This is a genomic window from Streptomyces sp. NPDC050617 (assembly GCF_040654795.1).
Classification (GTDB): domain Bacteria; phylum Actinomycetota; class Actinomycetes; order Streptomycetales; family Streptomycetaceae; genus Streptomyces.
Genome location: NZ_JBFAIS010000012.1, coordinates 25239 through 47776 on the forward strand (window position 1 = coordinate 25239; position 22538 = coordinate 47776).

Annotated in this window: 22 protein-coding genes; 14 read left to right on the top strand and 8 right to left on the bottom strand. The window is 73.7% G+C overall.

The window, feature by feature from the left end:
- Nucleotides 1-16 precede the first annotated feature (16 nt).
- The 3 genes from AB0I49_RS17955 (at nt 17) to AB0I49_RS17965 (ending at nt 2885) form a co-directional block, all read left to right on the top strand.
- Nucleotides 17-1072 carry a ScpA family protein gene (locus AB0I49_RS17955; protein ID WP_363227916.1) on the top strand — a complete coding sequence of 352 codons (1056 nt, stop codon included), beginning with the start codon at nt 17-19 and terminating at the stop codon, nt 1070-1072.
- A gap of 158 nt (nt 1073-1230) precedes the next feature.
- On the top strand, nt 1231-1854 hold the full coding sequence (scpB, locus tag AB0I49_RS17960; RefSeq protein WP_363228119.1) for an SMC-Scp complex subunit ScpB: 624 nt from the start codon (nt 1231-1233) through the stop codon (nt 1852-1854).
- Nucleotides 1854-2885, top strand: a complete 1032-nt coding sequence (locus AB0I49_RS17965; RefSeq protein WP_363227917.1) for a pseudouridine synthase — start codon at nt 1854-1856, stop codon at nt 2883-2885. The genes scpB and AB0I49_RS17965 overlap by 1 nt, the downstream gene beginning before the upstream one ends.
- Nucleotides 2886-2935: 50 nt before the next feature.
- Here AB0I49_RS17965 and AB0I49_RS17970 read toward each other — a convergent pair whose 3' ends face one another.
- Together AB0I49_RS17970 and AB0I49_RS17975 are read right to left on the bottom strand one after the other, a co-directional pair.
- Nucleotides 2936-3643 (bottom strand): nucleotidyltransferase domain-containing protein, encoded by a 708-nt coding sequence (locus tag AB0I49_RS17970; protein WP_363227918.1) that lies wholly within the window; start codon nt 3641-3643, stop codon nt 2936-2938.
- 48 nt (nt 3644-3691) lie between these two features.
- Nucleotides 3692-4054: a DUF952 domain-containing protein gene (locus AB0I49_RS17975; protein ID WP_363227919.1), complete on the bottom strand. Its 363-nt coding sequence runs from the start codon at nt 4052-4054 to the stop codon at nt 3692-3694.
- A gap of 164 nt (nt 4055-4218) precedes the next feature.
- Here AB0I49_RS17975 and aroH point away from each other — a divergent pair, with 164 nt between their 5' ends.
- The 5 genes from aroH (at nt 4219) to der (ending at nt 8696) form a co-directional block, all read left to right on the top strand.
- Nucleotides 4219-4581 carry a chorismate mutase gene (aroH, locus tag AB0I49_RS17980; RefSeq protein WP_363227920.1) on the top strand — a complete coding sequence of 121 codons (363 nt, stop codon included), beginning with the start codon at nt 4219-4221 and terminating at the stop codon, nt 4579-4581.
- Nucleotides 4578-5663 (top strand): prephenate dehydrogenase, encoded by a 1086-nt coding sequence (locus AB0I49_RS17985; protein WP_363227921.1) that lies wholly within the window; start codon nt 4578-4580, stop codon nt 5661-5663. The genes aroH and AB0I49_RS17985 overlap by 4 nt, the downstream gene beginning before the upstream one ends.
- A gap of 159 nt (nt 5664-5822) precedes the next feature.
- Nucleotides 5823-6536, top strand: a complete 714-nt coding sequence (gene cmk / locus AB0I49_RS17990; RefSeq protein ID WP_363227922.1) for a (d)CMP kinase — start codon at nt 5823-5825, stop codon at nt 6534-6536.
- Nucleotides 6497-7174 carry a lysophospholipid acyltransferase family protein gene (locus AB0I49_RS17995; RefSeq protein ID WP_363227923.1) on the top strand — a complete coding sequence of 226 codons (678 nt, stop codon included), beginning with the start codon at nt 6497-6499 and terminating at the stop codon, nt 7172-7174. The genes cmk and AB0I49_RS17995 overlap by 40 nt, the downstream gene beginning before the upstream one ends.
- A 61-nt stretch (nt 7175-7235) precedes the next feature.
- Complete coding sequence (der, locus tag AB0I49_RS18000; RefSeq protein WP_363227924.1) at nt 7236-8696, top strand: ribosome biogenesis GTPase Der; 1461 nt, start codon at nt 7236-7238, stop codon at nt 8694-8696.
- A gap of 40 nt (nt 8697-8736) precedes the next feature.
- On the opposite strand, the gene AB0I49_RS18005 is transcribed toward der, so the two are convergent.
- Together AB0I49_RS18005 and AB0I49_RS18010 are read right to left on the bottom strand one after the other, a co-directional pair.
- The gene (locus AB0I49_RS18005) at nt 8737-9072 is read right to left on the bottom strand and encodes a hypothetical protein (RefSeq protein ID WP_363227925.1); all 336 of its coding nucleotides are present in this window, start codon (nt 9070-9072) and stop codon (nt 8737-8739) included.
- 89 nt (nt 9073-9161) lie between these two features.
- Nucleotides 9162-9980 carry a hypothetical protein gene (locus AB0I49_RS18010; RefSeq protein WP_363227926.1) on the bottom strand — a complete coding sequence of 273 codons (819 nt, stop codon included), beginning with the start codon at nt 9978-9980 and terminating at the stop codon, nt 9162-9164.
- Between the two features lie 451 nt (nt 9981-10431).
- Between AB0I49_RS18010 and AB0I49_RS18015 the strand changes: the two genes are divergently transcribed.
- Nucleotides 10432-11055, top strand: a complete 624-nt coding sequence (locus AB0I49_RS18015) for a transglycosylase family protein (RefSeq protein WP_363227927.1) — start codon at nt 10432-10434, stop codon at nt 11053-11055.
- Nucleotides 11056-11129: 74 nt separating this feature from the next.
- Here AB0I49_RS18015 and AB0I49_RS18020 read toward each other — a convergent pair whose 3' ends face one another.
- The 3 genes from AB0I49_RS18020 to AB0I49_RS18030 are packed head-to-tail and all read right to left on the bottom strand — an operon-like array spanning nt 11130 to nt 15913.
- A complete protein-coding gene (locus tag AB0I49_RS18020; protein ID WP_363227928.1) occupies nt 11130-11786 on the bottom strand; it encodes an ATP-binding cassette domain-containing protein in 657 nt (218 codons plus the stop codon).
- The gene (locus AB0I49_RS18025) at nt 11783-15421 is read right to left on the bottom strand and encodes an ATP-binding cassette domain-containing protein (RefSeq protein WP_363227929.1); all 3639 of its coding nucleotides are present in this window, start codon (nt 15419-15421) and stop codon (nt 11783-11785) included. The genes AB0I49_RS18020 and AB0I49_RS18025 overlap by 4 nt, the downstream gene beginning before the upstream one ends.
- A 30-nt stretch (nt 15422-15451) precedes the next feature.
- Nucleotides 15452-15913: a hypothetical protein gene (locus AB0I49_RS18030; RefSeq protein ID WP_363227930.1), complete on the bottom strand. Its 462-nt coding sequence runs from the start codon at nt 15911-15913 to the stop codon at nt 15452-15454.
- 148 nt (nt 15914-16061) lie between these two features.
- On the opposite strand from AB0I49_RS18030, the gene AB0I49_RS18035 reads away from it, so the two are divergent.
- From AB0I49_RS18035 to AB0I49_RS18055, 5 genes are all read left to right on the top strand, one after another.
- The gene (locus AB0I49_RS18035; RefSeq protein ID WP_363227931.1) at nt 16062-16607 is read left to right on the top strand and encodes a hypothetical protein; all 546 of its coding nucleotides are present in this window, start codon (nt 16062-16064) and stop codon (nt 16605-16607) included.
- The gene (locus AB0I49_RS18040) at nt 16582-17952 is read left to right on the top strand and encodes an ABC transporter substrate-binding protein (protein ID WP_363227932.1); all 1371 of its coding nucleotides are present in this window, start codon (nt 16582-16584) and stop codon (nt 17950-17952) included. Before AB0I49_RS18035 ends, AB0I49_RS18040 begins: the two co-directional genes overlap by 26 nt.
- A gap of 163 nt (nt 17953-18115) precedes the next feature.
- A complete protein-coding gene (locus AB0I49_RS18045) occupies nt 18116-19366 on the top strand; it encodes a glycosyltransferase family 4 protein (RefSeq protein ID WP_363227933.1) in 1251 nt (416 codons plus the stop codon).
- Nucleotides 19363-20268, top strand: coding sequence for a hypothetical protein (locus AB0I49_RS18050; protein WP_363227934.1), 906 nt, complete (start codon nt 19363-19365; stop codon nt 20266-20268). Before AB0I49_RS18045 ends, AB0I49_RS18050 begins: the two co-directional genes overlap by 4 nt.
- Nucleotides 20269-20376: 108 nt before the next feature.
- Complete coding sequence (locus tag AB0I49_RS18055; RefSeq protein ID WP_030886818.1) at nt 20377-20547, top strand: hypothetical protein; 171 nt, start codon at nt 20377-20379, stop codon at nt 20545-20547.
- Between the two features lie 114 nt (nt 20548-20661).
- Here the strand turns inward: AB0I49_RS18055 and ctaD are convergent, their stop codons facing one another.
- Entirely contained in the window at nt 20662-22404 is a 1743-nt protein-coding gene (ctaD, locus tag AB0I49_RS18060; RefSeq protein WP_363227935.1) for a cytochrome c oxidase subunit I, read from the bottom strand.
- Between the last annotated feature and the right edge of the window lie 134 nt (nt 22405-22538).

Genomic DNA, 22538 nt, shown 5'->3' on the forward strand with positions numbered 1-22538 from the left:
CGCCCGATGGACCACGATGCCCCCGACCACCGACGCCGACAGCTCCGCCGCCGCCCCGGCCGTACCGCCCCGCCGAACGCTGGGGCGGGGGCCGGGGGCGGACGAGGAGCCCGCAGCGGCGGAGGCGGGGAACGCGGAGGCGGCGGAGGGGGAAGACCCGAGCACCGAGACCGCGGGTGCCGTGGACGCGGACGCCGAGAACACGGGGACCGAGAACGCGGGTGCTGCGGACGACCGGCGCTTCACCGTCCGGCTCGACAACTTCGAAGGCCCCTTCGACCTCCTCCTCCAGCTGATCTCGAAGCACAAGATGGACGTGACCGAGGTCGCGCTCTCCCGCGTCACCGACGAGTTCATGGCGCACATCCGGGCCATGGGCGCCGACTGGGACCTCGACCAGACCACCGAGTTCCTGGTCGTCGCCGCGACCCTGCTGGACCTCAAGGCCGCCCGGCTGCTGCCGGCCGCCGAGGTGGAGGACGAGGCGGACCTCGCCCTGCTGGAGGCGCGGGACCTGCTGTTCGCGCGGCTGCTCCAGTACCGCGCCTACAAGCGGATCGCGGAGGTCTTCAGCGGCCGTCTCCAGGACGAGGCGCGCCGCTGGCCCCGTACGGTCGGGCTGGAGCCGCACCACGCGGAGCTGCTGCCCGAGGTGGTCATCAGCATCGGCGCGGAGGGGTTCGCCAAGCTCGCGGTGCAGGCGATGCGGCCCAAGGCGAAGCCCGAGGTATACGTCGACCACATCCACGCGCCGCTGGTCAGCGTGCGCGAGCAGGCGGACGTGGTGATCGCCCGGCTGCGGGCGGCGGGCGAGGCGAGCTTCGCGCGGCTCACCGAGGACGCCGCCGACACCCTCACCGTCGTCGCCCGCTTCCTCGCGCTGCTGGAGCTGTACCGCGAGCGGATGGTCGCCCTCGACCAGGAGGAGGCGCTGGGCGCGCTGACGGTCCGGTGGACCGGGGCGGCGGCGGGGGAGGGGCCGGTCGTGGTGGCGGACGAGTTCGACCAGGGAGACGAGGCCGATGGGGCCGATGGGGCCGATGAGGAGAGCGCCGTGGAGGAGACACCGTGAACCCGCGCGATGAACCGGCGGCGGAGGCGGACGCGTACGAGATCCAGCTCCCGGAAGAGGGCGGCGAGCCCTCTCCCACCGGCGAGCCCTCTCCCACCGATGAGCCCCCTTCCCCCGGCGAGCCCTCTTCCCCCGGCGAGGACGGCGACCCCGTCGGCCTGAGCACCGTCGCGCGGCTCGACCTGGAGCCCGCGCTGGAGGCCGTGCTCATGGTCGTGGACGAGCCCGTCACCGAGGAGCACCTGGCCAAGGTCCTCCAGCGCCCCCGCCGCGAGGTCTCGGACGCGCTGCACGCGCTGTCGGCCGCGTACACCGCCCAGGGGCGCGGCTTCGACCTGCGGCTGATCGCCGGCGGCTGGCGGTTCTACACGCGCGCCGAGTACGCGGACGCCGTCGAGAGCTTCGTCCTGGACGGCCAGCAGGCCCGCCTCACGCAGGCCGCGCTGGAGACGCTGGCCGTGGTCGCGTACCGTCAGCCGGTCAGCCGTTCCCGCGTCTCGGCCGTACGCGGGGTGAACTGCGACGGCGTGATGCGGACCCTCCTCCAGCGCGGTCTGGTGCGGGAGGCGGGCACGGAACCCGAAACAGGTGCGATCCTGTACAGGACGACGAACTACTTCTTGGAGCGGATGGGTCTGCGCGGCCTGGACGAGCTGCCTGAGCTCGCCCCGTTCCTGCCGGAGGCGGACGCCGTCGAGGCGGACTCCCGTGAGGGGGTTCCGTCGTTCGACCCGGATGCACCGGACGATGCAGACAGTACCCACTCGACAACGGAACCTTGATGCGAAGCAGCGACAGGAACAGCGGCAACCGGAACCCACGGGGTGCGGGCGGCGGCAGGCGCGACGACAAGAAGCGCTCGGGCACCCCCCGGCCCGAGGAGCGCCGCTACGACGTCGGCGACACCGGCCAGTCGGGGGCGAACCGGCCCGGCGGCGTCGGGCGGTCCAAGCCGAGCAGCAAGCCGACCGGAAACCGGGGGCGCAAGTCGGTGCCCGCCCGCTCCCGCGAGCTCGACGCCAAGATCGAGGAGCGCAACCGCGAGCGGTACGACAAGCCGCGGGTCACGACGCCGAAGACCTTCGGCGAGCAGGAGGGCGAGCGGCTCCAGAAGGTTCTCGCGCGGGCCGGCATGGGCTCGCGGCGCGCCTGCGAGGAGCTGATCGACCAGGCGCGTGTCGAGGTGAACGGCGAGATCGTCATGGAGCAGGGGCTGCGCGTCGACCCCCAGAAGGACGAGATCAAGGTCGACGGCCTGACCGTGGCCACCCAGTCGTACCTCTTCTTCGCGCTCAACAAGCCCGCCGGCGTCGTCTCCACCATGGAGGACCCGGACGGCCGGCAGTGCCTCGGCGACTACGTGACCAACCGCGAGACGCGGCTCTTCCACGTCGGCCGCCTCGACACCGAGACCGAGGGCATCATCCTGCTCACCAACCACGGCGAGCTGGCCCACCGCCTCACCCACCCCCGGTACGGCGTCAAGAAGACCTACCTCGCCGCGATCCAGGGCCCGCTCCCGCGCGACCTCGGCAAGCGGCTCAAGGACGGCGTCGAGCTGGAGGACGGCTACGCCCGCGCCGACCACTTCCGGATCGTCGACAACGTCGGCAAGAACTACCTCGTCGAGGTCACCCTCCACGAGGGCCGCAAGCACATCGTGCGCCGGATGCTCTCCGAGGCCGGCTTCCCGGTCGAGAAGCTCGTCCGCACCCACTTCGGCCCGATCGCCCTCGGCGACCAGAAGTCCGGCTGGCTGCGCCGCATGACCAACACCGAGGTCGGCATGCTGATGCGCGAGGTCGATCTGTAGGCCGCCGCTTTCCGGAGGGCGCGTGTACGTCCGTACGCGCGCCCTCCCGGCTATGCCGCCGACGCCCGCCGCACCCGCACGAGGAAGTCCTCCACGCGGGCGCGGTCCGGCTCGGGCGGCAGAGGGGTGCGTACGGCCGCGGCGTCGGCCTCGTCGCGCAGGCGGGCCATCCAGGACTCGACGGCGGACCAGGTCAGCTCGCCGCGCCGGACCGCCAGCAGCGGCTCGCGCTGTTCTCCCACGTCCACGGTGAGCGTGCCGGTGCGCAGCAGGTCGCGGGCCGACATCAGGAGCCGCAGCAGGTGCATGGCGTGCTTCCAGCGCGGTGCGCCGTGGGTGCGGACGTCGGCTTCGAGTTTCCCGCGCTGGCCGAGCGCGTAGCCGGAGAAGGACTGGTGCGCGCGGCGGGAGAGGAACGCGGAGCGCAGGGCGAGCAGTTCGCGGCCGGTGTCGTCGAGGCGGCCCACGAGCGGGGAGTGCAGGCACTCCAGGACGTTCGGGTTGGCGCGCAGCGCCAGTTCGCAGAACCGCTCCAGCTCCCAGGAGAACCGCTCGGCGCCCGGGCCGTCCACATGCGTCGGCGGCTTGTCGAACCGCCAGAACAGCGGCGTCGGCGCGACGAAGACGCCGCGTCGATCGGTGTCGCTGTCCTCCGTCGCCAGCCCGAACGCCCGCGAGCCCATCACGCAGTCATAGATCGTGTGATCGCGGACAAGGGCGTGACCAGCGGATTCGGGGCACTCGGGGGATTCGGCCATGGCCGGATGGTGCCATGGACGGCCGCCCGCAGGCCGCTGAATTCCGGCTCAGGACCATACCTCCAGCCCCATGGCCCGCCCCGTCTCGTCGCGCCGCACCTCCATCATCCCCTGGACCGCCGTCCGGTTGACGCGCCCGTAGACGTGCGGGAACAGCGTCCCCGGCGAGACCCCCGGCGGCGGCGCGCCCTCCGCGTCCTCCCAGCGGACCATGACGTCCAGCTTGTGCTCGTCGATCAGCAGCACCATCAGCGGCCCCACCGCCTCGCGGTAGAACGCCGTGGCCACGGCGAGCGCGACGGCCTCGTCCGGGGAGCAGTGCACGAACCCCTCGGCGGCGAGCGAGGCGGGGGCGTAGGGGCGGTCCGGAGCGGTGAGCCAGTCGTCCAGGGGCACCACATGGAAGATCATGCACACGGTTCTACCGGACACCGGGCCGCCGCCGAGGAAGACGCGGGCGGCGGCCGCCGAATCCCGCGCGGTTGGACACCGTGGCCGCGCCGGCCCGGCCACTGGTTAGGCTGAGAGCGCAGCAAGGCCACCGAGGCCACTGAGCGGACACAGGGAGCGATGACGTGGCGGTACGAGCGGTCCGCGGAGCCGTCCAGCTGGAGCAGGACGAGGCCGGGCACATGCACGAGCAGGTCTCGGAGCTGCTCACCGAGATCCTGCGGCGCAACAGCCTCGGGCCGGACGACCTGATCAGCGTCTGGTTCACCGCCACCCCCGACCTGCACAGCGACTTCCCGGCCGCCGCCGCCCGGATGATCGGCATCACGGACGTACCGCTGATCTGCGCGCAGGAGCTGGACGTCGCCGGGGCCATGCCGCGCGTCGTGCGCATCCTCGCGCACGTCGAGACGGACACCGAGCGGTCGAAGATCGCCCACGTCTACCTCGGCGCCGCGGGCGCTCTGCGCAAGGACATCGCCCAGTGAGGACCGCGCTCGTCATCGGCACCGGACTGATCGGCACCTCCGCCGCCCTCGTGCTCGCGGGCCGCGGTGTCCGGGTGCACCTCGTCGACCACGACCCGGCCCAGGCCCGTACGGCCGCGGCCCTCGGCGCCGGGTACGACGAGGAGCCCGAGTCCGCCGTCGACCTCGCCCTCGTCGCCGTGCCGCCCGCGCACGTCGCCCCGACGCTCGCCGACGCCATGCGGCGCGGCCTCGCCCGCGGCTACGTCGACGTGGCCAGCGTCAAGGGCGGCCCGCGCCGCGACCTCCAGGCGCTCGGCTGCGACCTCTCCCGCTACATCGGCACCCACCCGATGGCCGGCCGCGAGTCCTCCGGGCCGCTCGCCGCCACCCCCGACCTCTTCGAGGGCCGGCCCTGGGTGCTCACCCCCACCCGCGACACCGACACCGAGGTGCTCAACCTCGCCCTCGAACTCGTCGCGCTCTGCCGCGCCGTCCCCATCGTCATGGACGCCGACGCCCACGACCGCGCCGTCGCCCTCGTCTCGCACACCCCGCAGCTGCTCTCCAGCATGGTCGCGGCCCGGCTGCGGGACGCCGACGACACCGCGGTGCGCCTGTGCGGCCAGGGCATCCGCGACGTGACCCGGATCGCCGCCTCCGACCCGCGGATGTGGATCGACATCCTCGCCGCCAACCCCGGCCCGGTCGCCGACGTCCTCGCGGCCGTCGCCGCCGACCTGGACGAGACCGTACGGTCGCTGCGCGCCCTCCAGTCCGCCGACGAGAAGGAGCGGGCCGAGGGCACCGCGGGCATCGACGACGTCCTGCGCCGCGGCAACGCGGGCCGCGTCCGGGTGCCGGGCAAGCACGGCGCGGCGCCCGCCGTCTACGAGACGGTCCGGGTCCTCATCGGCGACCAGCCGGGCGAGCTGGCCCGGATCTTCGCCGACGCGGGCCGGGCCGCCGTCAATATCGAGGATGTCCGCATCGAGCACGCCAACGGGCAGCAGGCGGGCCTCATCCAGCTGATGGTGGAACCGCAGGCGGTCCCGGCGCTGACCGCCGCCCTGCGCGAGCGGGGCTGGTCGCTGCGGAATTAGCGCCGCTACGGGGCCGGGCGCGCCGGACCCTCGCGATATGACGGCGGCGGTTGCCGTACGGGCCGGTCGCACAAGCCAGTAACCTTGGTCGAGGCCCGTTCTTTCGGGCCCCCGCGATCAGGCCCCCGGCCCGCGAACCCCGCCCCGTGCACAAGGAAGGTGTCTGTCACCGTGGAAACCGCCGCCCGGACCGCCCAGGCAGCAGTCATTGTCGGCATCGACGGCCCCTCCGGCACGGGCAAGTCCAGCACGTCGAAGGCCGTGGCGGCCGAGCTCGGGCTGCGCTACCTCGACACCGGCGCCCAGTACCGGGCGATCACCTGGTGGATGCTGAACAACGGCATCGACGTGCGGGACGCCGCGGCCGTCGCCGACGCCGCGGGCAAGCCGACGCTGGTCTCCGGCACCGACCCGGCCGCGCCGACGATCACCGTGGACGGCCAGGACGCGGCCGGCCCGATCCGCACCAAGGAGGTCACCGCCGCGGTCAGCGCCGTCAGCGCCGTCCCGGAGGTGCGCTCCCGGCTCACCGAGCTCCAGCGGAGCATCGCCGCCGAGGGCCCGCGCGGCATCGTGGTGGAGGGCCGGGACATCGGCACCACCGTGCTGCCCGACGCCGACGTCAAGATCTTTTTGACCGCCTCCGCCGAGGCGCGCGCCGCCCGCCGCAGCGGCGAGCTGGCCGGCAAGGAGCGCTCGGACCTGGCCGCGACGCAGGCGGCGCTCGTCAAGCGCGACGCCGCCGACTCGGGCCGCAAGACCTCGCCGCTGGCCAAGGCGGACGACGCCGTCGAGGTGGACACCACCGAGCTGACGCTGAATCAGGTCATCCAGTGCGTGGTCACCCTCATCGAGGAGAAGCGGGCCGCGTGACACCCTCCGCCTCCGGCGCCGCCGTCGGCCGCCGCATCGGCATCGGCCTGATGTACGGGCTGTGGAAGCCGCGCGTCCTGGGCTCCTGGCGGGTGCCCGCCGCGGGCCCCGTGATCATGGCGGTCAACCACTCCCACAACGTCGACGGCCCGATGGTGATGGGCACCGCGCCGCGGCCCGTGCACTTCCTGATCAAGCGGGAGGCGTTCACCGGCCCGCTCGACCCGTTCCTGCGCGCCATCGGGCAGGTCGAGGTGGACCGCGGCAGCGCCGACCGGACCGCCGTCAAAGGCGCGCTCGACGTGCTCGCCGGCGGCGGGGTGCTGGGGATCTTCCCGGAGGGCAGCCGCGGCGAGGGCGACTTCGCGTCGCTGCGCGCCGGGCTCGCCTACTTCGCGCTGCGGTCGGGGGCCCCGATCGTGCCGGTGGCGGTGCTCGGCAGCGCGGACCGGCGGAGCCGCCTGATATCCGGCCTGCCGCCGCTGCGGAAGCGCGTGGACGTCGTCTTCGGCGACCCCTTCGACGCGGGCGACGGCAGCGGCAGGCGCACCCGTACGGCGCTGGACGCGGCGACCGTGCGCGTACAGGCCCGGCTGGGGGCGCACCTGGCCGACGCCAGGCGGCGCACCGGCCGTTGAACGAGACGTGAGTAGTGGGCCGCGGTCGCGGCCCATCGATGATGAACGAGGAACGGACTTCATGAACGACCAGATTCCCTCCGGCGACGAGCACGGTGAGCTTGGCGACGCCGAGTACGCGGAGTTCATGGAGCTCGCCGCGCAGGAAGGCTTCGACCCGGAGGACATCGACAGCGAACTGGCCGCGGCCGGGCACGGCCCGCTGCCCGTGCTCGCCGTCGTCGGCCGCCCCAATGTCGGCAAGTCGACCCTGGTGAACCGCATCATCGGCCGCCGCGAGGCGGTCGTCGAGGACAAGCCCGGCGTCACCCGCGACCGCGTCACCTACGAGGCCGAGTGGGCGGGCCGCCGCTTCAAGGTCGTCGACACCGGCGGCTGGGAGCAGGACGTCCTGGGCATCGACGCGTCGGTGGCCGCGCAGGCCGAGTTCGCCATCGAGGCCGCCGACGCGGTGGTCTTCGTCGTGGACGCCACGGTCGGCGCCACCGACACCGACGAGGCCGTCGTCAAGCTGCTGCGCCGGGCCGGCAAGCCCGTCGTGCTCTGCGCCAACAAGGTCGACGGCCCGTCCGCCGAGGCCGACGCCGCCATGCTCTGGTCGCTCGGCCTGGGCGAGCCGCACGCCGTCTCGGCGCTGCACGGCCGCGGCACCGGCGACATGCTCGACGCCGTGCTGGAGGCGCTGCCCGACGCGCCCGCGCAGACCTTCGGCACCGCGCTCGGCGGGCCGCGCCGCATCGCGCTCATCGGCCGCCCGAACGTCGGCAAGTCCTCGCTCCTGAACAAGGTCGCGCGCGAGGAGCGGGTCGTCGTCAACGAGCTGGCCGGCACCACTCGTGACCCGGTCGACGAGATGATCGAGCTGGGCGGCAAGACCTGGAAGTTCGTGGACACCGCCGGCATCCGCCGCCGCGTCCACCTCCAGGAGGGCGCCGACTACTACGCCTCGCTGCGCACCGCCGCCGCCGTCGAGAAGGCCGAGGTCGCGGTCGTGCTGATCGACGCCTCCGAATCCATCAGCGTGCAGGACCAGCGGATCATCACGATGGCCGTCGAGGCGGGCCGCGCGCTCGTCATCGCCTACAACAAGTGGGACACCCTCGACGAGGAGCGCCGCTACTACCTGGAGCGGGAGATCGAGCGCGACCTGGTGCAGGTCCCGTGGGCGATGCGGGTGAACGTCTCGGCGCTCACCGGCCGCCACATGGAGAAGCTCGTCCCGGCGATCGAGACGGCCCTGGCGGGCTGGGAGACGCGGGTGCCGACGGGGCGGCTCAACGCCTTCCTCGGCGAGATCGTGGCCTCCCACCCGCACCCGATCCGCGGCGGCAAGCAGCCCCGCATCCTCTTCGGGACGCAGGCGGGCGTCCGGCCGCCGCGGTTCGTCCTCTTCGCCTCCGGCTTCCTGGAGGCGGGCTACCGGCGGTTCGTCGAGCGCCGGCTGCGCGAGGAGTTCGGCTTCGAGGGCACTCCGATCCATATCTCCGTGCGGGTGCGCGAGAAGCGCGGCCGCAAGCAGTAGCCCCGGGAGCGGGGACCGGAGCGCCCGGGGGCGCGGGCGCTCAGCGCCCGCGCCCCCGGCCGTCGCGTGGGGCGGGCGGCAGCGCGGGCTGCCCGCTCATCGGCACCCGCCCGAACGGCTCCCAGAAGCCGGGGCGTCCGGAGTGGCCGGGGTAGGGGGTGCTGCCCGGCTGGCGGCCGAAGGCCGTGAAGGCGAGGTCCGCCTCGCCCGTACGGTCGCCGGGCAGCGCCCGGAAGGACCGCCGGTACTCGGAGTACAGCGCGTCGAAGATGGGCGTTTCCGAGCTGTGGTGATCCTCCGAGCCCTCGTGGGACGGGCGCATGCCGGGGATCTGCTGCTGGTACGGGTTCCGGGACGAGGGGTCGTATGAGTGCACATAGGTGCCAACGACCCGATTGCCGCTCGGATGCGGGTGCGACGGGGAATGTCCCGTTGGCGGGGTTTGTGTCCGGTGCAGTGCGGTGATCACGTGCCCGCCAGCGGCATCGCGGCGCCGACCAGCAGCCCGGCCGCCGCGGCCCGGTCCAGCGCCTCCGCGAGCAGGTCCTCGCGGGGCTGCGCGCCGATGGTGCCGACCGGCGCGGCGAACACGAGCACCTTCTTGGTCCGGTTGACGGTGGACCGCCAGTCGTCGGTGACCTGGAGCGGCTGGTGCGCCTGCCACCAGGCGGTCGGCGTGGGGCCGGGGCCGGGCTGGAGGACGGCGTGCAGCTTGCCCATGGCCACGAGCACGGACCAGCCGGGGTTGTCGGCGGGGGCCTCCTTGAGGTGGCCGACCGGCACGAACCCCTGCTCGGTCAGGAGGTGCAGGAATTCGTCCTCTTGGCCGTCGGTGCCCGGCCGGACGATCGGCTCGGTGGGCTCGACCACGAGCGCCGGGTAGAGGTCCCCGCTGATCAGGACGAGGCCGCTGGTCACGCCGAGCACCGCCTGGCGGGGGAGCGTCTCGATCTGCGGGGCGGGCGCGGGGACGGTGGGCATGGCCGCGGCGGCCGGGGCGGCGCCCGCCTCGCCGTTGATGGACCGGACGGCCCCCTGGAGCTGCTCCTCCGAGACCGGGACGACCTGGGAGGGGATGCAGTCCGCGTGGGCGAAGGCCAGCACGGCCGTCTCCTCGCCCACGAAGAGCACGGTGCTGGTGCGCTCCTGTTCGGTGTCGCCGGCGGTGCGGCAGGACGTGCAGTCGTAGCTGCCCGGGGCGTTGTCGCCGGTGAGCAGCCGGTCGGCTTCCTGGTCGCCGATCTCGGCGCGTACCTCGTCGCTGACGTCGAGCATGCGCGGCACTGGGGCTCCTTGAACTCGGTGCGTGCGCCGGGCTGTTCCCGGCTCATAAGAAGACAACGGACGATCTGTGTCGAGGGTCACGCGTCGGCCGGGCCGGGATCGCGGCAATCGGCGCACACGGTGAGAAGGGTGGCGGAATTGCTCACTCCCTGCCAACTCATGGGTAATGCATCGAAGTTGACGGCGTGAGCTGAGTCACAGATCACCGGGTCGGGTGAGCGGTAAATGCTGATATCCCACGATCAAGTGGGTGTCCGAAAAAGGCTGATACCGACGGTAACGGGGAACTGGCCTGCTGCGGGAGGGCAAGCGGTTGCCGTCCGGGCGAGCGGCTCCCTACATTCACCGGCCGTGTGCAGCGAGCACCGCCCGAGGCCAGAGCGGAGTACCGGCGTCCGATACGGCGGTCCCGCACCGGCAGGGGGACCTCGGGTCCGTCGAGAGGGAATCCATGTCCAGACGTCGTCGCGAGACAGCAGCGTTGGCAGGGGCCGTACTGCTCGCCCCGCTGGCACTGCTCGCCGCCTCCGGCCCGGCCGAGGCGGCGGACAGCGGAGTGTGGGACCGTATCGCCGCCTGCGAAAGCGGCGGAAACTGGCACGTCAACACCGGCAACGGCTACTACGGCGGCCTCCAGTTCAGCGCCGGGACCTGGCGGGCGCACGGCGGCGGAGCGTACGCGGCCACCGCCGACCGGGCCAGCCGCGCCCAGCAGATCGCCGTGGCCTCCAGGGTCCAGGCGACGCAGGGCTGGGGCGCCTGGCCCACGTGTTCGGCGCGCGCCGGGGCGTACGGCAAGGCCCCGGGGCACCTGACGGCGAAGGCCGCACCGCGGTCCGCGCCGAAGACCTTCCGCAAGGCGGCGCCGGACACGGGACACCGGTCGCCGACGTACCGGGCCGACCGTCATCGCTCCACCGCCCAGGGCGGCCACTACACCGTGGTGGCCGGCGACACCCTCGGGAGCATCGCCGCCGCCCACGGCACCGGCTGGCACGCGCTCCACGCGGCCAACCGCGCCGTCATCGGCCCGAACCCGAACCTGATCCTGCCGGGACAGCGGCTCGTCCTGTGACGCGGCGCCGCGCCGACGCCGCTTGCTGAGCCCGTTCGACGGCCCGCTCGGTCGCACCGACCGGGCGGGCCGTGTCACCGTTCCGCCGGCTCGCCGCTGAAGACGACCGCGCCGCGGCGCAGTTCGTGCACGACGCTCACGGCCCGCCGCAGGCCGGGCGGCAGACGCTGCTCGGCGATCACGACCGTACGGCCGTGATCGCCGCACGCCCGGGCCAGCAGCGCGTGCGTACGGGCCGCGGCGGCGGGGGACATGCCCTGCGTCGGCTCGTCGAGCAGCAGGAGCGAGGCCGGGGAGAGCAGGGCCCGCGAGACCGCCAGCATCCGCTGCTCGCCGCCCGACAAGGTGCCCGCGAGGCGGGACAGGAGGGGGCTGAGCTCGGGGAAGGGCATCGCCGCGCCGGCCGAACCGCCGCCGGGGCAGGCGAGTTCGAGGTTCTCGGCGACCGTGAGCGTGCCGAAGACCGCGCGCTGATCAGGAACGAAGGCCAGGCCGCGACGGGCGCGGGCGTACGCGGGCAGCCGCGTCACCTCCACCCCGCCCCACACCACGCGCCCCGCCGCGAGCGGCACCGCCCCGGCGAGCGCCCGCAGCGTCGTGGTCCGGCCGGCCCCGTTGCGGCCCAGCAGGACGGTCAGCAGCCCGGCGGGGGCGGCGAGGTCGACACCGTGGAGCGCTTCGAGCGGCCCGTAGCGTACGCGCGCGGCGCGGAGCTCGATCTCCACGGTCACGGCGTCGCCCCGCCCAGTACCCGGCGGGCCGGGCCCGCGGCCACGATGCGGCCCGCCGCCATCACGTATGCCGTGCCGGCGAGTTCGCCGACCAGGTCGAGGTCGTGCTCGACGACGAGCAGCGCCATGCCGTCCGCGGCCAGGGCCCGCAACAGCCGTGCCAGGGCGTCCACTTCCGCCGTGTCCAGCCCGGCCGCCGGCTCGTCGAGGAGCAGTACGCGCGGGCTGCCGGCCAGGGCGCGGCCGAGCTCCACCCGGCGGAGCGACCCTGTCGGGAGCTCCCCGGCGGGGGCGTCGCGCACCGCTGAGTCGAGGCCCGTCAGGCGCAGCGCCCGTTCGGTCGCTGCGGGGGCCCGGAACCGGCCCTGTTCGGCGCCGATGCGGACGTTCTCCGCCACGGTCAGCGAGGGGAAGACCGCCGGCTGCTGGAAGGTGCGGGCGATGCCCAGCCGGGTACGGGCGTGGGCCGGGCGGCGCGTGATGTCCCGCCCGTCGAGCAGTACGCGCCCCGAGTCCGGGCGCAGCGTGCCGCACAGGCAGTGGAACAGGGTGCTCTTGCCCGCGCCGTTCGGGCCGACGAGGGCCGTTACGCGGCCGGGGGCGACGGCCACGTCCACGCCGTCGAGCGCCGTGAACCCGTCGAAGGAGACCCGGACGGAACGCGCGGTGAGACGGCCTTGGGGGCGGGCGACCGAGCCCGCGCGGGGCGCGGGCGGCCGGGCGGCCAGGGGGACGGGGCCGTCGGAAGGGCCGGCCGCTGCCGCCGGAGCCGGTCTCGGAGATTGAGCCGGGCGCGTACTCGGGCCGGGCTCCGCTGCCCGGAGTGGGCGGGGAGCCTCTGCGGGCGGCGCCGGGGCGTTGGGCGCGGCGCCGCGCGGGGCTTTCGGCCGGAGTGTCGCCGCGCTGCGGCGCGGCAGCCGGGCGGGGGTTTCCGTGCCGCCGAGCCCTCCGCCGTGGGCGGGCGCGCGTGCCGCGACGAGCGGCGCGAGACGTTCGCGCGTACGCAGCCCCAGCGGCGTGAGGACGCCGGGGCCTCGCCGGGGCGTCGCACGCGGTCCGGGCGGTGCGGGCGTGCCCTGGGTGCGCTGTGGCCGGGTGCGTGACCCCGCCGGTACGGGCGTGCCTAGACCCCGCTGTACGGCGCGTGCTCCCAGCGCCCGGAGCACCCCGAGTAGGCCGGGGCCTTGCTGCGTTGCGTTACGTGCTCCCGGCGGGGTGAGCGCGTCCGAGGTCTGTCGGGTCCCCGTGTGTGGCCTCGGCGGTGTGGGCGTGCCGGGGGCTCGTCGTACGCGCCACGGCCGGAGCGTCCCGAGCATGCCGCGGCCTCGTGGCGCTGCTGTAGCTGGTTCCGGTGGGGTGAGCTTGTCCGAGGTGTGCCGGGCCCCCGTGTGTGGCCTCGGCGGTGTGGGCGTGCTGGGGGTTCGTCGTGCGCGCCACGGCCGGAGCGTCCCGAGCATGCCGCGGCCTCGTGGCGCTGCCGTAGCCGCCTCCGGCGGGGCGAGCGCGTCCGAGGTCTGCCGTGCCCCTGTGCGCAACCCCGCCGGTACGGGCGTGCCGGGGCCCCGCTGCGGCGCGGCACGCGGTCCCGTCGGTGCGTCCGTGGCCGGGGCTTGCCGCGCCCCCGTGTGTGACCCCGGCGCTACGAGCCCGCCAGGACCCGGCCGTACCGTGTGCGCCGCCCGCCGTGCCGCCGACCGCAGAGCCTCCGCCGGGCCGTGTGGGAAGCGGCCGAGCAGTATCGCGAGGACGCCGATTACCGCGGCGGCCACCCCGCCGCGTGTACCGGCGTCCAGGCCGGCCAGCAGTGCCGCCGCGCCCAGCGCGCCGAGGAGGCTGTCCGTGCCCAGTACCACCGACGCCGCGAACCACAGGAGGCCGCGTACCGGGTCGAAGGCGGCCGGGTCGAAGGCGCGTACGCCCATGGCCAGCAGCCCGCCGCCCAGGGCCGCGAGGGCCGCGCCCGCGGTGAAGGCCGCCTGCTTGAGTGCGGGCACCGCGACCCCTGCCGCCGCCGCGCCCGCCTCGTGGTCGCGCATCGCGGCCAGCGCGCGCCCGTACCGGCCACGGCGCAGCGCGGCCACGCCGGTCAACGCCGCCGCCAGTACGGCCAGTTCGAGGACGTAATACGCGCGGTCGTGGCCGAAACCGGCCGGGCGGGCCAGGGTCAGGGCGGCGGTCGCGTACGGCTGGGCGAAGACGAACCGGCTCACCGCCACCCCGACGGCGAGCGTGGCCAGCGCGAGCGCGAGGCCGTGCCGACGGATCGCGGGGACGCCGGTGAGCAGGCCGAGCGGGGCCACGAGCGCCACGGCGAGGGCCAGCGCGGGGAGTTCGGGCATCGGCGGGAGCGGGGGGAGGCGGCCGGCGGCGAGCAGCGCGGTGAACAGCGCGCCGAGGCCGGCGTAGGCGGCCTGGCCGAGCGAGAGCTGCCCGCCGCGCCCGGTGACGACGGTCAGGGACAGCAGGATCACGCCCATCGCCGGCACCTGCACCGACGTCTGGAGATCCGTGCCCGCGAAGCCGAGCGGCAGCAGGAACAGCGCCCCGCACACCGTCCACGCCCTCGGGTCCCGGTCGGCGCGGGGCCGGCGGCCCCGCCGGGCGGCGCCGCGTACCCAGGCCGCCGCCCGTACACGCCCCGCCCGGGTGCCAGTCGCGTTCGCGCGCGCGGGCACGGAGACTGCCGCTCCGGTACGGTCCGGCCGCCGCCGTGCCCGGCCGACGCGCCGCCCCGCGAAGCCCAGGCGGTACCAGGGCCGGGCCCGCCCGGCAGCGCGTCCTCGTCCCGACCAGTCGGGCAGGGCCAAGGCGGCCACCAGCAGGGCGACCACGAAGAGATTCGCGCCGACCGCTTGGAGCAGGGGTTCCGCCCAGCCGCTCGGGTGCAGGCGGGTCAGCTGGCTCTGGGCCACGCCGATGGCGAGGGCGGCCAGTACCGCCGTCGGCAGGCTGCGCATCCTCGCCAGGACCGCGACCGCCATCACCTCCATGACCAGCAGCGGCAGCCCGTACGGGTCCAGGCGCAGGTAGGGGGCCATCAGTACGCCCGTCAGGCCGGCGGTGAAGGAGCCGAAGGCCCAGCCCGCCGCGGCGACCCGGTCGGCGTCGATCCCGGCGAGGGCGGCCAGGGAGCGGTCGTCGACCACGGCGCGCAGGCGGCGGCCGAAGGGGGTCCAGCGGGTGGTCGCGCCCACCGCGGCGGCCAGCGCCACCGCCGTGCCCAGTTGCGCCCACGGGCCGGACGGCAGCAGTGCGGGCGCGTCCGCTCGGGCCCCCGGCCCCCACAGCAGGCTCGCCGCGCCCACCAGGAGGACGAAGACGCCCAGCGACGCGACCAGCGGCCGGGCCTGGTCGTCTGCCCCGTCCGCCAAGGGGCGGAAGACCAGGCGGTCCAGCGTGAGCCCCATCGCCGGTGCGACCACCAGCAGGGAGACCGCCGCCGCCAGCGGCAGCGGCCAGGACCAGTCGACGGCGAACTGCCGCATCGTGTACGCCGTCACCATGGCGAGCGCCCCGTGCGCGAAGTTGAGTACGCCCGTCGCCCGGTAGGTGACGATCAGTCCGATGCCGGTCAGGGCCGCCGCGCTGCCCACGGCCAGCCCCGCCAGGGTGAGTTCGTAGCTCAGTGACTCCATCGGCCGCGTCCCTCCCCTCCGTTCAGGAACTCAGGAGCTCGGGGGAGGCGAGGGCGGTGGCGGCGGGGTGCATATCGGGCAGGGGGACAGCCGCCCGGCAGCGCCCGGCGCCATCGGCCCCCCGCGGCCGTCCGCCAGCGGGCAGTCCGCCCTGTGGTACATCGTCCCTTCGGGGACGGTAACCAGCCGGTCGTCCGACGCCGAGGCCCCGGCCGTACGGGCCTGTTCGGCCCCTTCCGCCGGGTCGGTCTCGTCCGCCGCCACCAGCAGCCTGTGCAGCTCCGCCACCCGCTCCGCCGCCGGCCCCTGTTCGCCGCGCGCCAGCAGCACCGCCCCCGCCACGATCAGGGCCGCGCCCGGAATCGTGCAGGAGGCAAGGTAGGGGAGTTGGCGCTCGGCGAAGCGCTCGCCCGAGATTCCGTACCAGCCGATCGCGCAGAGCACCGCTCCGCCCGCCAGGGCGGCCCAGCCGGTCCATTGCGTGGTGCGCATCGGGACCCCCGTGTCGTGATGGCTGTCCGATGACCGTGCAATGACTGTGCATCACCGCCGGGTGGATGCACTATGCCGAGTGAGGGGAAACCGGCGTTCAACCGGAAAACCTCCTCGACGGCCTCGGACGGTGGGTGGTGGTGTGCCGATGAAGGTCCGTGGGAGCGGCGCGTGGCGGGCGGTGCTCGCGTCGGCGGTCGTGCTCGTCGCGGCGGTCGGGTGCGGCGATGATTCGGGTGGTGCGGACGAGCCGGTGAAACCCCCCGCCTCGGCGTCGGCCTCCTCCCCGCCCGCCGCGGAGAGCGGCGGGCCCTCGCCCTCCGGGGCCCGGCCCCCCGACGAGGCCGCCGCGCGGCGCGAGGTGAAGGAGAACTGGGAGAAGTTCTTCGACCCGGCGACCTCGAACGACGAGAAGGCCGGCCTCCTTGAGAACGGCCGGCAGCTGAAGCCGCTGCTCCGCGCGTTCGGCGGCGACGAGCGCGGCAGCCAGGTCGAGGCCCGCGTCTCGCGCGTCGCGTTCTCCTCCGCCGCCGAGGCCGAGGTGCGGTACGCGCTGCTGCTCGGCGGCCAGACCGCGCTGCCGGGAGCGTCCGGTACGTCCGTGTACCAGGACCAGGTCTGGAAGGTGTCGGTCAAGACGCTGTGCGCGCTGGTGAAGCTGAGCGGCGATGCGCCGAAGGCGCCGGGCTGCTGACCGCGCCGCCCCGCCGGCGCCCGCCCTGCTCCTGACGATGCTCATGGCCGCCGTGCTCGTCACCGCCTGCGGCAGCCGCCTCCCGGAGAGCGACTTCACCCGCGGCCCGAGCGCCCAGGCCCCCACCGCCGCTCCCGGCCGGCCCCTCAAAGTCGGCATCATCACGAGCGCCACCAGCCCCGTCGGCGCCGCCGCCTTCACCGGCCCCCGCGACGGCGCCCGCGCCTACTTCGCCCGGCTCAACGCCTCCGGCGGCCTGGCCGGCCGCCCCGTCCAGGCCGTGACCTGCGACGACGGCGGCAGCGGCGTCGGCAACAACGCATGCGTGCGGCGGCTGGTGGAGCAGGAGAAGGTGGTCGCGCTCGTCGCCACCACGGCCCTCGACTACGCGGGCGCGCCCCGCGTCAGCGCGGCCGGCGTGCCGGACATCGGCGGCCAGCCGATCGGGGCCGCGTACGACACCTATCCGGGGCTGTACGGCATCTACGGCAGCAGCGCCCCGCGCGACGGCGAGCCGGGCTGGGGCGGGCGGCTGTACGGCGGCACCGAGGTCTACCGCTACTTCAAGCGGGCGCGGGGGGCCCGTACCGCCGCCGTCGTCTCCTACAACCAGGCGTCCTCGGCCTCGTACGCCCGTCTCGTGACGCGCGGACTGGAGGCGGAGGGCTACGACGTGACCGGCGAGCAGGTGGACTTCGCGCTGCCGAATTTCCGGGCGGTCGCCGCGGACATGCGGGCCCGCGGCACGGATCTCGTCTTCGACGCGCTGGACACCCACGGCAACGCGCGGCTGTGCGAGGCGATGGACGCCGCCGGGGTGAAGGTCACCGCCAAGGTCACCAACGTGCAGAACTGGACGGCGTCCGTCCGCGAGGACTACAAGGGGGCCCCGGGCTGCCGTAACGCTCTGTGGGCGACGGGTTCCAGCCGAAATTACGACGCCACCGACGCCACCGATGCCACCGACGGCGCCGCCGCCGCGGAGGTGCGCGGGTTCCGGGCGGGCATGGGCCGGTATGCGCGGACGGCGCCGCTGTCGCAGTGGGCGCTGGAGGGCTGGGCCGCCGCCATGTGGTTCACCGACGCCGCCACATCCTGTTCCGGTTCCGTCACCCGCAGCTGCGTACGGCGCTTCATGGAGCGCGGCACCCCTTATACGGCGCGCGGCCTGCTCCTCCCCGTCTCGTACGAGCGTCTGGCCGAGCCGCCTACGAGCCGTCGTACGTGCCTGTCGGTCGCGCGCTGGCGGGACGGGGCCGGCGGCGGCGCCGGCCGCTGGGTCACCGAGGGCGGCGACATGATCCACAATTGCTTCACCGTCCCCCTCCTTGCCTACCGGCCGTAGCGCGGGGGAAAGTGAAAAGTTCCCGGTTCCGGCTACCGATTTCCCATCGCTTCAAGAACGACTTGGTGAGCACGGTCAACCTCGGCCACCGGGCGACAGTCTTATCTCAAGGTAGGCGGGCGAGTGGTAACGTCCGCTGGAAATCCGCGGCATACGGGGTCGAATGCACCTTTCATTCCTTATTCACAATGCGTACGGCATCGGCGGGACGATCCGTACGACGTACAACCTGGCGAGCGCCCTCGCCGAGCAGCACGACGTGGAGATCGTCTCGGTGTTCCGCCACCGCGACGAGCCGATCCTCGCGCCGAGCGGCGACGTGCGCCTGCGCCACCTCGTCGACCTCCGCAAGGACAGCCCCGCCTACGAGGGCGACGACCCCGAGCAGGAGCGCCCCGCCGCCGTCTTCCCCGCCACTGAGGGCCGCTACAAGCAGTACAGCGCGCTCACCGACCGGCGGATCGCCGAGCATCTGCGCACCCTGGACTGCGATGTCGTCATCGGCACCCGCCCCGGCCTCAACGTGCACATCGCCCAGCAGGCCCGCCGCGGTCCCGTCCGCGTCGGCCAGGAGCACCTGACGCTCTCCACGCACTCCGCGCCGCTCAAGCGCACCCTGCGCACCGCCTACCCCCGGCTCGACGCGGTCACCACCGTGACCGAGGCCGACGCCGACACCTACCGCAAGCTCATGAGGCTGCCCGGCGTGCGCGTGGAAGCCGTGCCGAACTCCATCCCCGCGCCCGCGGTCGCCCCCGCCGACGGGACCGGGAAGTGGGTCGTCGCGGCCGGCCGGCTCGCCCCCGCCAAGCGGTACGACCTGCTCATCCGCGCCTTCGAGAAGGTCGTCGCGCAGCGCCCCGACTGGCGGCTGCGGATCTACGGCGCCGGCGCCGAGCGCGCCAAGCTGCGCGCCGAGATCGACAAGCGCGGCCTCTACAACCACGTCTTCCTCATGGGCCCCGCCAACCCCCTCGACCCCGAGTGGGTCAAGGGCTCCGTCGCGGCCGTCACCTCCAGCCTCGAATCCTTCGGCATGACCATCGTCGAGGCCATGCGCTGCGGCCTGCCGGTGGTCTCCACCGACTGCCCGCACGGCCCCGGCGAGATCATCGACAACGGCGTCGACGGCCTCCTCGTGCCGACCGGGAAGGTCGACGCCATCGCCGACGGACTGCTGAGCCTCATCAACGACGACGAGCTCCGCCGCCGCATGGGCCGCGAGGCCCTCGCGCGCTCGGAGCGCTTCGACCCGTCACGCGTCGCCGGCCGCTACGAATCGCTCTTCGGCGACCTCGTGGCCCGCGGAGCGCTGCGCGGCTCGCTGCACCGCACCCGCGGCGCCCTGCTGAGCAACGCGTTCCGCACCAAGGACGCCGGCAGATCAGCGTTGCGACGGGGGCGAGCCGCATGACGACCTCCGCCCCGCGTCACCACCCCGTCACCCCACCCGAGGAGCCCACCATCGTGTCTGCCCCGCCGCGCGCCGACTGCATCGCGGACTCCGCGGGCGGACTCACCTTCGACGTCGACGTCTGGGGCCGTCCCGCCCCCACCGGCGACTGGACGGCAGCGCTCGTCCTGCGCCGGCGCGTGGCGGACGCCGACGCCGACTTCGACGAGGTCCGCCTGCCCCTGTCGCCCAACGGCGACGGCCGCCTCAGGGCCGTGCTGCCCAGCACGGTCGCGCTCCCCGAGGGCCGCTGGGACATCCATGTGGCCTGCGGCGAGGACGACGTCCGGCGGCTCGTGCCCGGCCTGAACGACCTGCGCTCGCTCGTCGACCGCAGGCCCGGCCAGAGCACCTCGCCGCTCGCCGTCCGCATCCCGTACGCGACCAAGCACGGCAACCTCTCGCTGCGCAGCTGGCTCCGCGTGCCGCACGCCGAGGCCGCCGACATCCAGGTCGAGAGCACCGGCATAACCGCCCGCGGCGTCCTCTACCGCGTCCCGGACCCGCAGGCGTGGCTGGCCGGCGCCGTGGTCGAGGCCCGCTGCCGGCGCGACGCCGAGCTGGTCCACACGGTCCCGACGAGCGCCGAGGGCCCGGAGTTCGCGTTCACCCTGCCGTACGGGCCGCTGGCCGAGGCGTGGCGCGGCGGGCTCGACGTGTGGGACCTGTGGCTGCGCCCGGCCGACGGCGAGCCGGTCCGCATCGCCCGCATCCTCGACGACATCGCGGACAAGAAGCCGGTCTTCGTCTACCCGACGCGGCCCATCGCCGCCGACCACGCCCCCGCGCAGGCCGGTCCGTACTACACGGCCGACAACGACCTGTCGGTGCGGATCGACGAGCGCGAGCCCGCCGCCCGCTGAGGAACGCCGGGCGCTGGGGGAGGCTCGGGCGGCGGCCCGGGGAACCTCCGGGGAGAAAGGGTATGGAACGCGCATCCAGGGGCACTCGGAGCTGCGGAGGTGCGAATAATGGTTCCAGTTCTTCTCGTTCTCCTGCTCGCCCTGATCCTCTTCGGCGCAGGTTTCGCGATCAAGGTTCTGTGGTGGGTCGCGGTGGCGGTCCTGGTGATCTGGCTGCTCGGCTTCCTCTTCCGGTCCACGGCCGCAGGGGGGAGCAGGTCACGTTGGTACCGATGGTGATCGGCGGCGCCCGCCGCCGGGCGCCGTGACCCCGGCAGAGCTTCGCTTCCGCCGGCCGCCGAGGCAGCACGACGCTCCTCGGCGGCCGGCGGAAGCCTGTGCGGGGCGGCGGGATCAGTTGGTTTCCGGGCTGGTCTCCGGGCTCTCCGGAGCGGCGGCCGGAGGCTGCTCCGGGTCGCCCGCCGCCTCCGCCGGCCCGTCCGGTCGGCCCATTTCCGTCCGTACGATCTGCGGATGGTGCAGGTCGAAGGCCGGGGACTCGGAGCGGATGCGCGGCAGGGTCAGGAAGTTGTGGCGCGGCGGCGGGCAGGACGTCGCCCACTCCAGCGAGCGGCCGAACCCCCACGGGTCGTCGACGCCGACCTTCTGCCCGTACTTCGCGGTCTTCCAGACGTTGTAGAAGAACGGCAGCGTCGACAGGCCCAGCAGGAACGCGCCCACCGTGGAGAGGGTGTTGAGCGCCGTGAAGCCGTCGGCCGCCAGATAGTCCGCGATCCGCCGCGGCATCCCCTCCACGCCCAGCCAGTGCTGGACGAGGAACGTGGTGTGGAAGCCCACGAACAGCGTCCAGAAGTGCAGCTTCCCGAGCCGTTCGTCGAGCATCTTGCCGGTGAACTTCGGCCACCAGAAGTAGAAGCCCGCGAACATCGCGAACACCACCGTCCCGAACACCACGTAGTGGAAGTGCGCAACGACGAAGTACGTGTCCGTGACGTGGAAGTCCAGCGGCGGCGAGGCCAGGATCACGCCCGTGAGCCCGCCGAACAGGAAGCTCACCAGGAAGCCGATCGCCCACAGCATCGGCGTCTCGAAGGACAGCGAGCCCTGCCACATCGTGCCGATCCAGTTGAAGAACTTCACCCCGGTCGGCACCGCGATCAGGAACGACATGAACGAGAAGAAGGGCAGCAGCACCGCGCCCGTCGCGAACATGTGGTGCGCCCACACCACCACCGACAGCCCGGTGATCGCCATCGTCGCGCCGATCAGCGCCACATAGCCGAAGATCGGCTTCCGGGAGAAGACCGGGATGATCTCCGTGACGATGCCGAAGAACGGCAGCGCGATGATGTAGACCTCGGGGTGGCCGAAGAACCAGAACAGGTGCTGCCACAGCAGCGCCCCGCCGTACGGGCTCTCGAAGACCACCGACCCGAACCGCCGGTCCGCCTCCAGTGTGAGCAGCGCCGCCGCCAGCACCGGGAAGGCCATCAGCACGAGGATCGAGGTGAAGAGCACGTTCCAGGTGAAGACCGGCATCCGGAACATCGTCATGCCGGGCGCGCGCATCCCGATGATCGTGGTCAGGAAGTTCACCGCGCCGAGGATCGTGCCGAAGCCGGCCAGCGCCAGCCCCATGATCCACATATCGGCGCCGCCGCCCGGCGACCGCACCATGCTGTTCAGCGGCGCGTACGCGGTCCAGCCGAAGGCCGCGCCGCCCGCGGGCATCAGCAGGCTGGAGATCACGATCAGCCCGCCGAACAGGAACAGCCAGTAGGAGAGCATGTTCAGGCGCGGGAAGGCGACGTCGGGGGAGCCGATCTGCAGCGGCATGATCTCGTTGGCGAACCCCGCGAACGCCGGCGTCGCGAACAGCAGCAGCATGATCGTGCCGTGCGCCGTGAACGCCTCGTTGAACTCCTCGTTCGTCATGATCTGGAGTCCGGGCCGGGCCAGTTCGGTGCGCATCAGCAGCGCCAGCACGCCGCCGATCAGGAAGAAGCCGAACGCCGTGATCAGATAGAGGTGGCCGATCTTCTTGTGGTCGGTGGTGGTCAGCCAGTCGACGACGATCCTTCCCGGCCGACGCACCCGCACCGGACCGGCGGCCGCCTGCGCGGTGTCCGCACCCATCTGCGCTCCCTCGATGTCGCCTGCGCCGCGGTGTTGAGGAGTTCTCTGGCCGTGGGGCATTGAGCATGGGCCTGAGCATTCGGGCTCAGGCCATGATGCTCGCCGCCCGGCGGTTGCGCGAGGGTGCGTCGCGA

Excerpts from the sequence above, each read along its gene's own strand:
- AB0I49_RS18050 (WP_363227934.1), top strand. The coding sequence starts at position 19,363 with ATGACGACCTCCGCCCCGCGTCACCACCCCGTCACCCCACCCGAGGAG.
- der (WP_363227924.1), top strand. The coding sequence starts at position 7,236 with ATGAACGACCAGATTCCCTCCGGCGACGAGCACGGTGAGCTTGGCGAC.
- AB0I49_RS18045 (WP_363227933.1), top strand. The coding sequence starts at position 18,116 with ATGCACCTTTCATTCCTTATTCACAATGCGTACGGCATCGGCGGGACG.
- ctaD (WP_363227935.1), bottom strand. The coding sequence starts at position 22,404 with ATGGGTGCGGACACCGCGCAGGCGGCCGCCGGTCCGGTGCGGGTGCGT.
- AB0I49_RS18025 (WP_363227929.1), bottom strand. The coding sequence starts at position 15,421 with ATGGAGTCACTGAGCTACGAACTCACCCTGGCGGGGCTGGCCGTGGGC.
- AB0I49_RS17955 (WP_363227916.1), top strand. The coding sequence starts at position 17 with ATGCCCCCGACCACCGACGCCGACAGCTCCGCCGCCGCCCCGGCCGTA.
- AB0I49_RS17975 (WP_363227919.1), bottom strand. The coding sequence starts at position 4,054 with ATGATCTTCCATGTGGTGCCCCTGGACGACTGGCTCACCGCTCCGGAC.
- AB0I49_RS18015 (WP_363227927.1), top strand. The coding sequence starts at position 10,432 with ATGTCCAGACGTCGTCGCGAGACAGCAGCGTTGGCAGGGGCCGTACTG.
- AB0I49_RS18030 (WP_363227930.1), bottom strand. The coding sequence starts at position 15,913 with ATGCGCACCACGCAATGGACCGGCTGGGCCGCCCTGGCGGGCGGAGCG.
- AB0I49_RS18055 (WP_030886818.1), top strand. The coding sequence starts at position 20,377 with ATGGTTCCAGTTCTTCTCGTTCTCCTGCTCGCCCTGATCCTCTTCGGC.
- AB0I49_RS17965 (WP_363227917.1), top strand. The coding sequence starts at position 1,854 with ATGCGAAGCAGCGACAGGAACAGCGGCAACCGGAACCCACGGGGTGCG.
- AB0I49_RS17970 (WP_363227918.1), bottom strand. The coding sequence starts at position 3,643 with ATGGCCGAATCCCCCGAGTGCCCCGAATCCGCTGGTCACGCCCTTGTC.
- AB0I49_RS18040 (WP_363227932.1), top strand. The coding sequence starts at position 16,582 with ATGCGCCGAAGGCGCCGGGCTGCTGACCGCGCCGCCCCGCCGGCGCCC.
- AB0I49_RS18035 (WP_363227931.1), top strand. The coding sequence starts at position 16,062 with ATGAAGGTCCGTGGGAGCGGCGCGTGGCGGGCGGTGCTCGCGTCGGCG.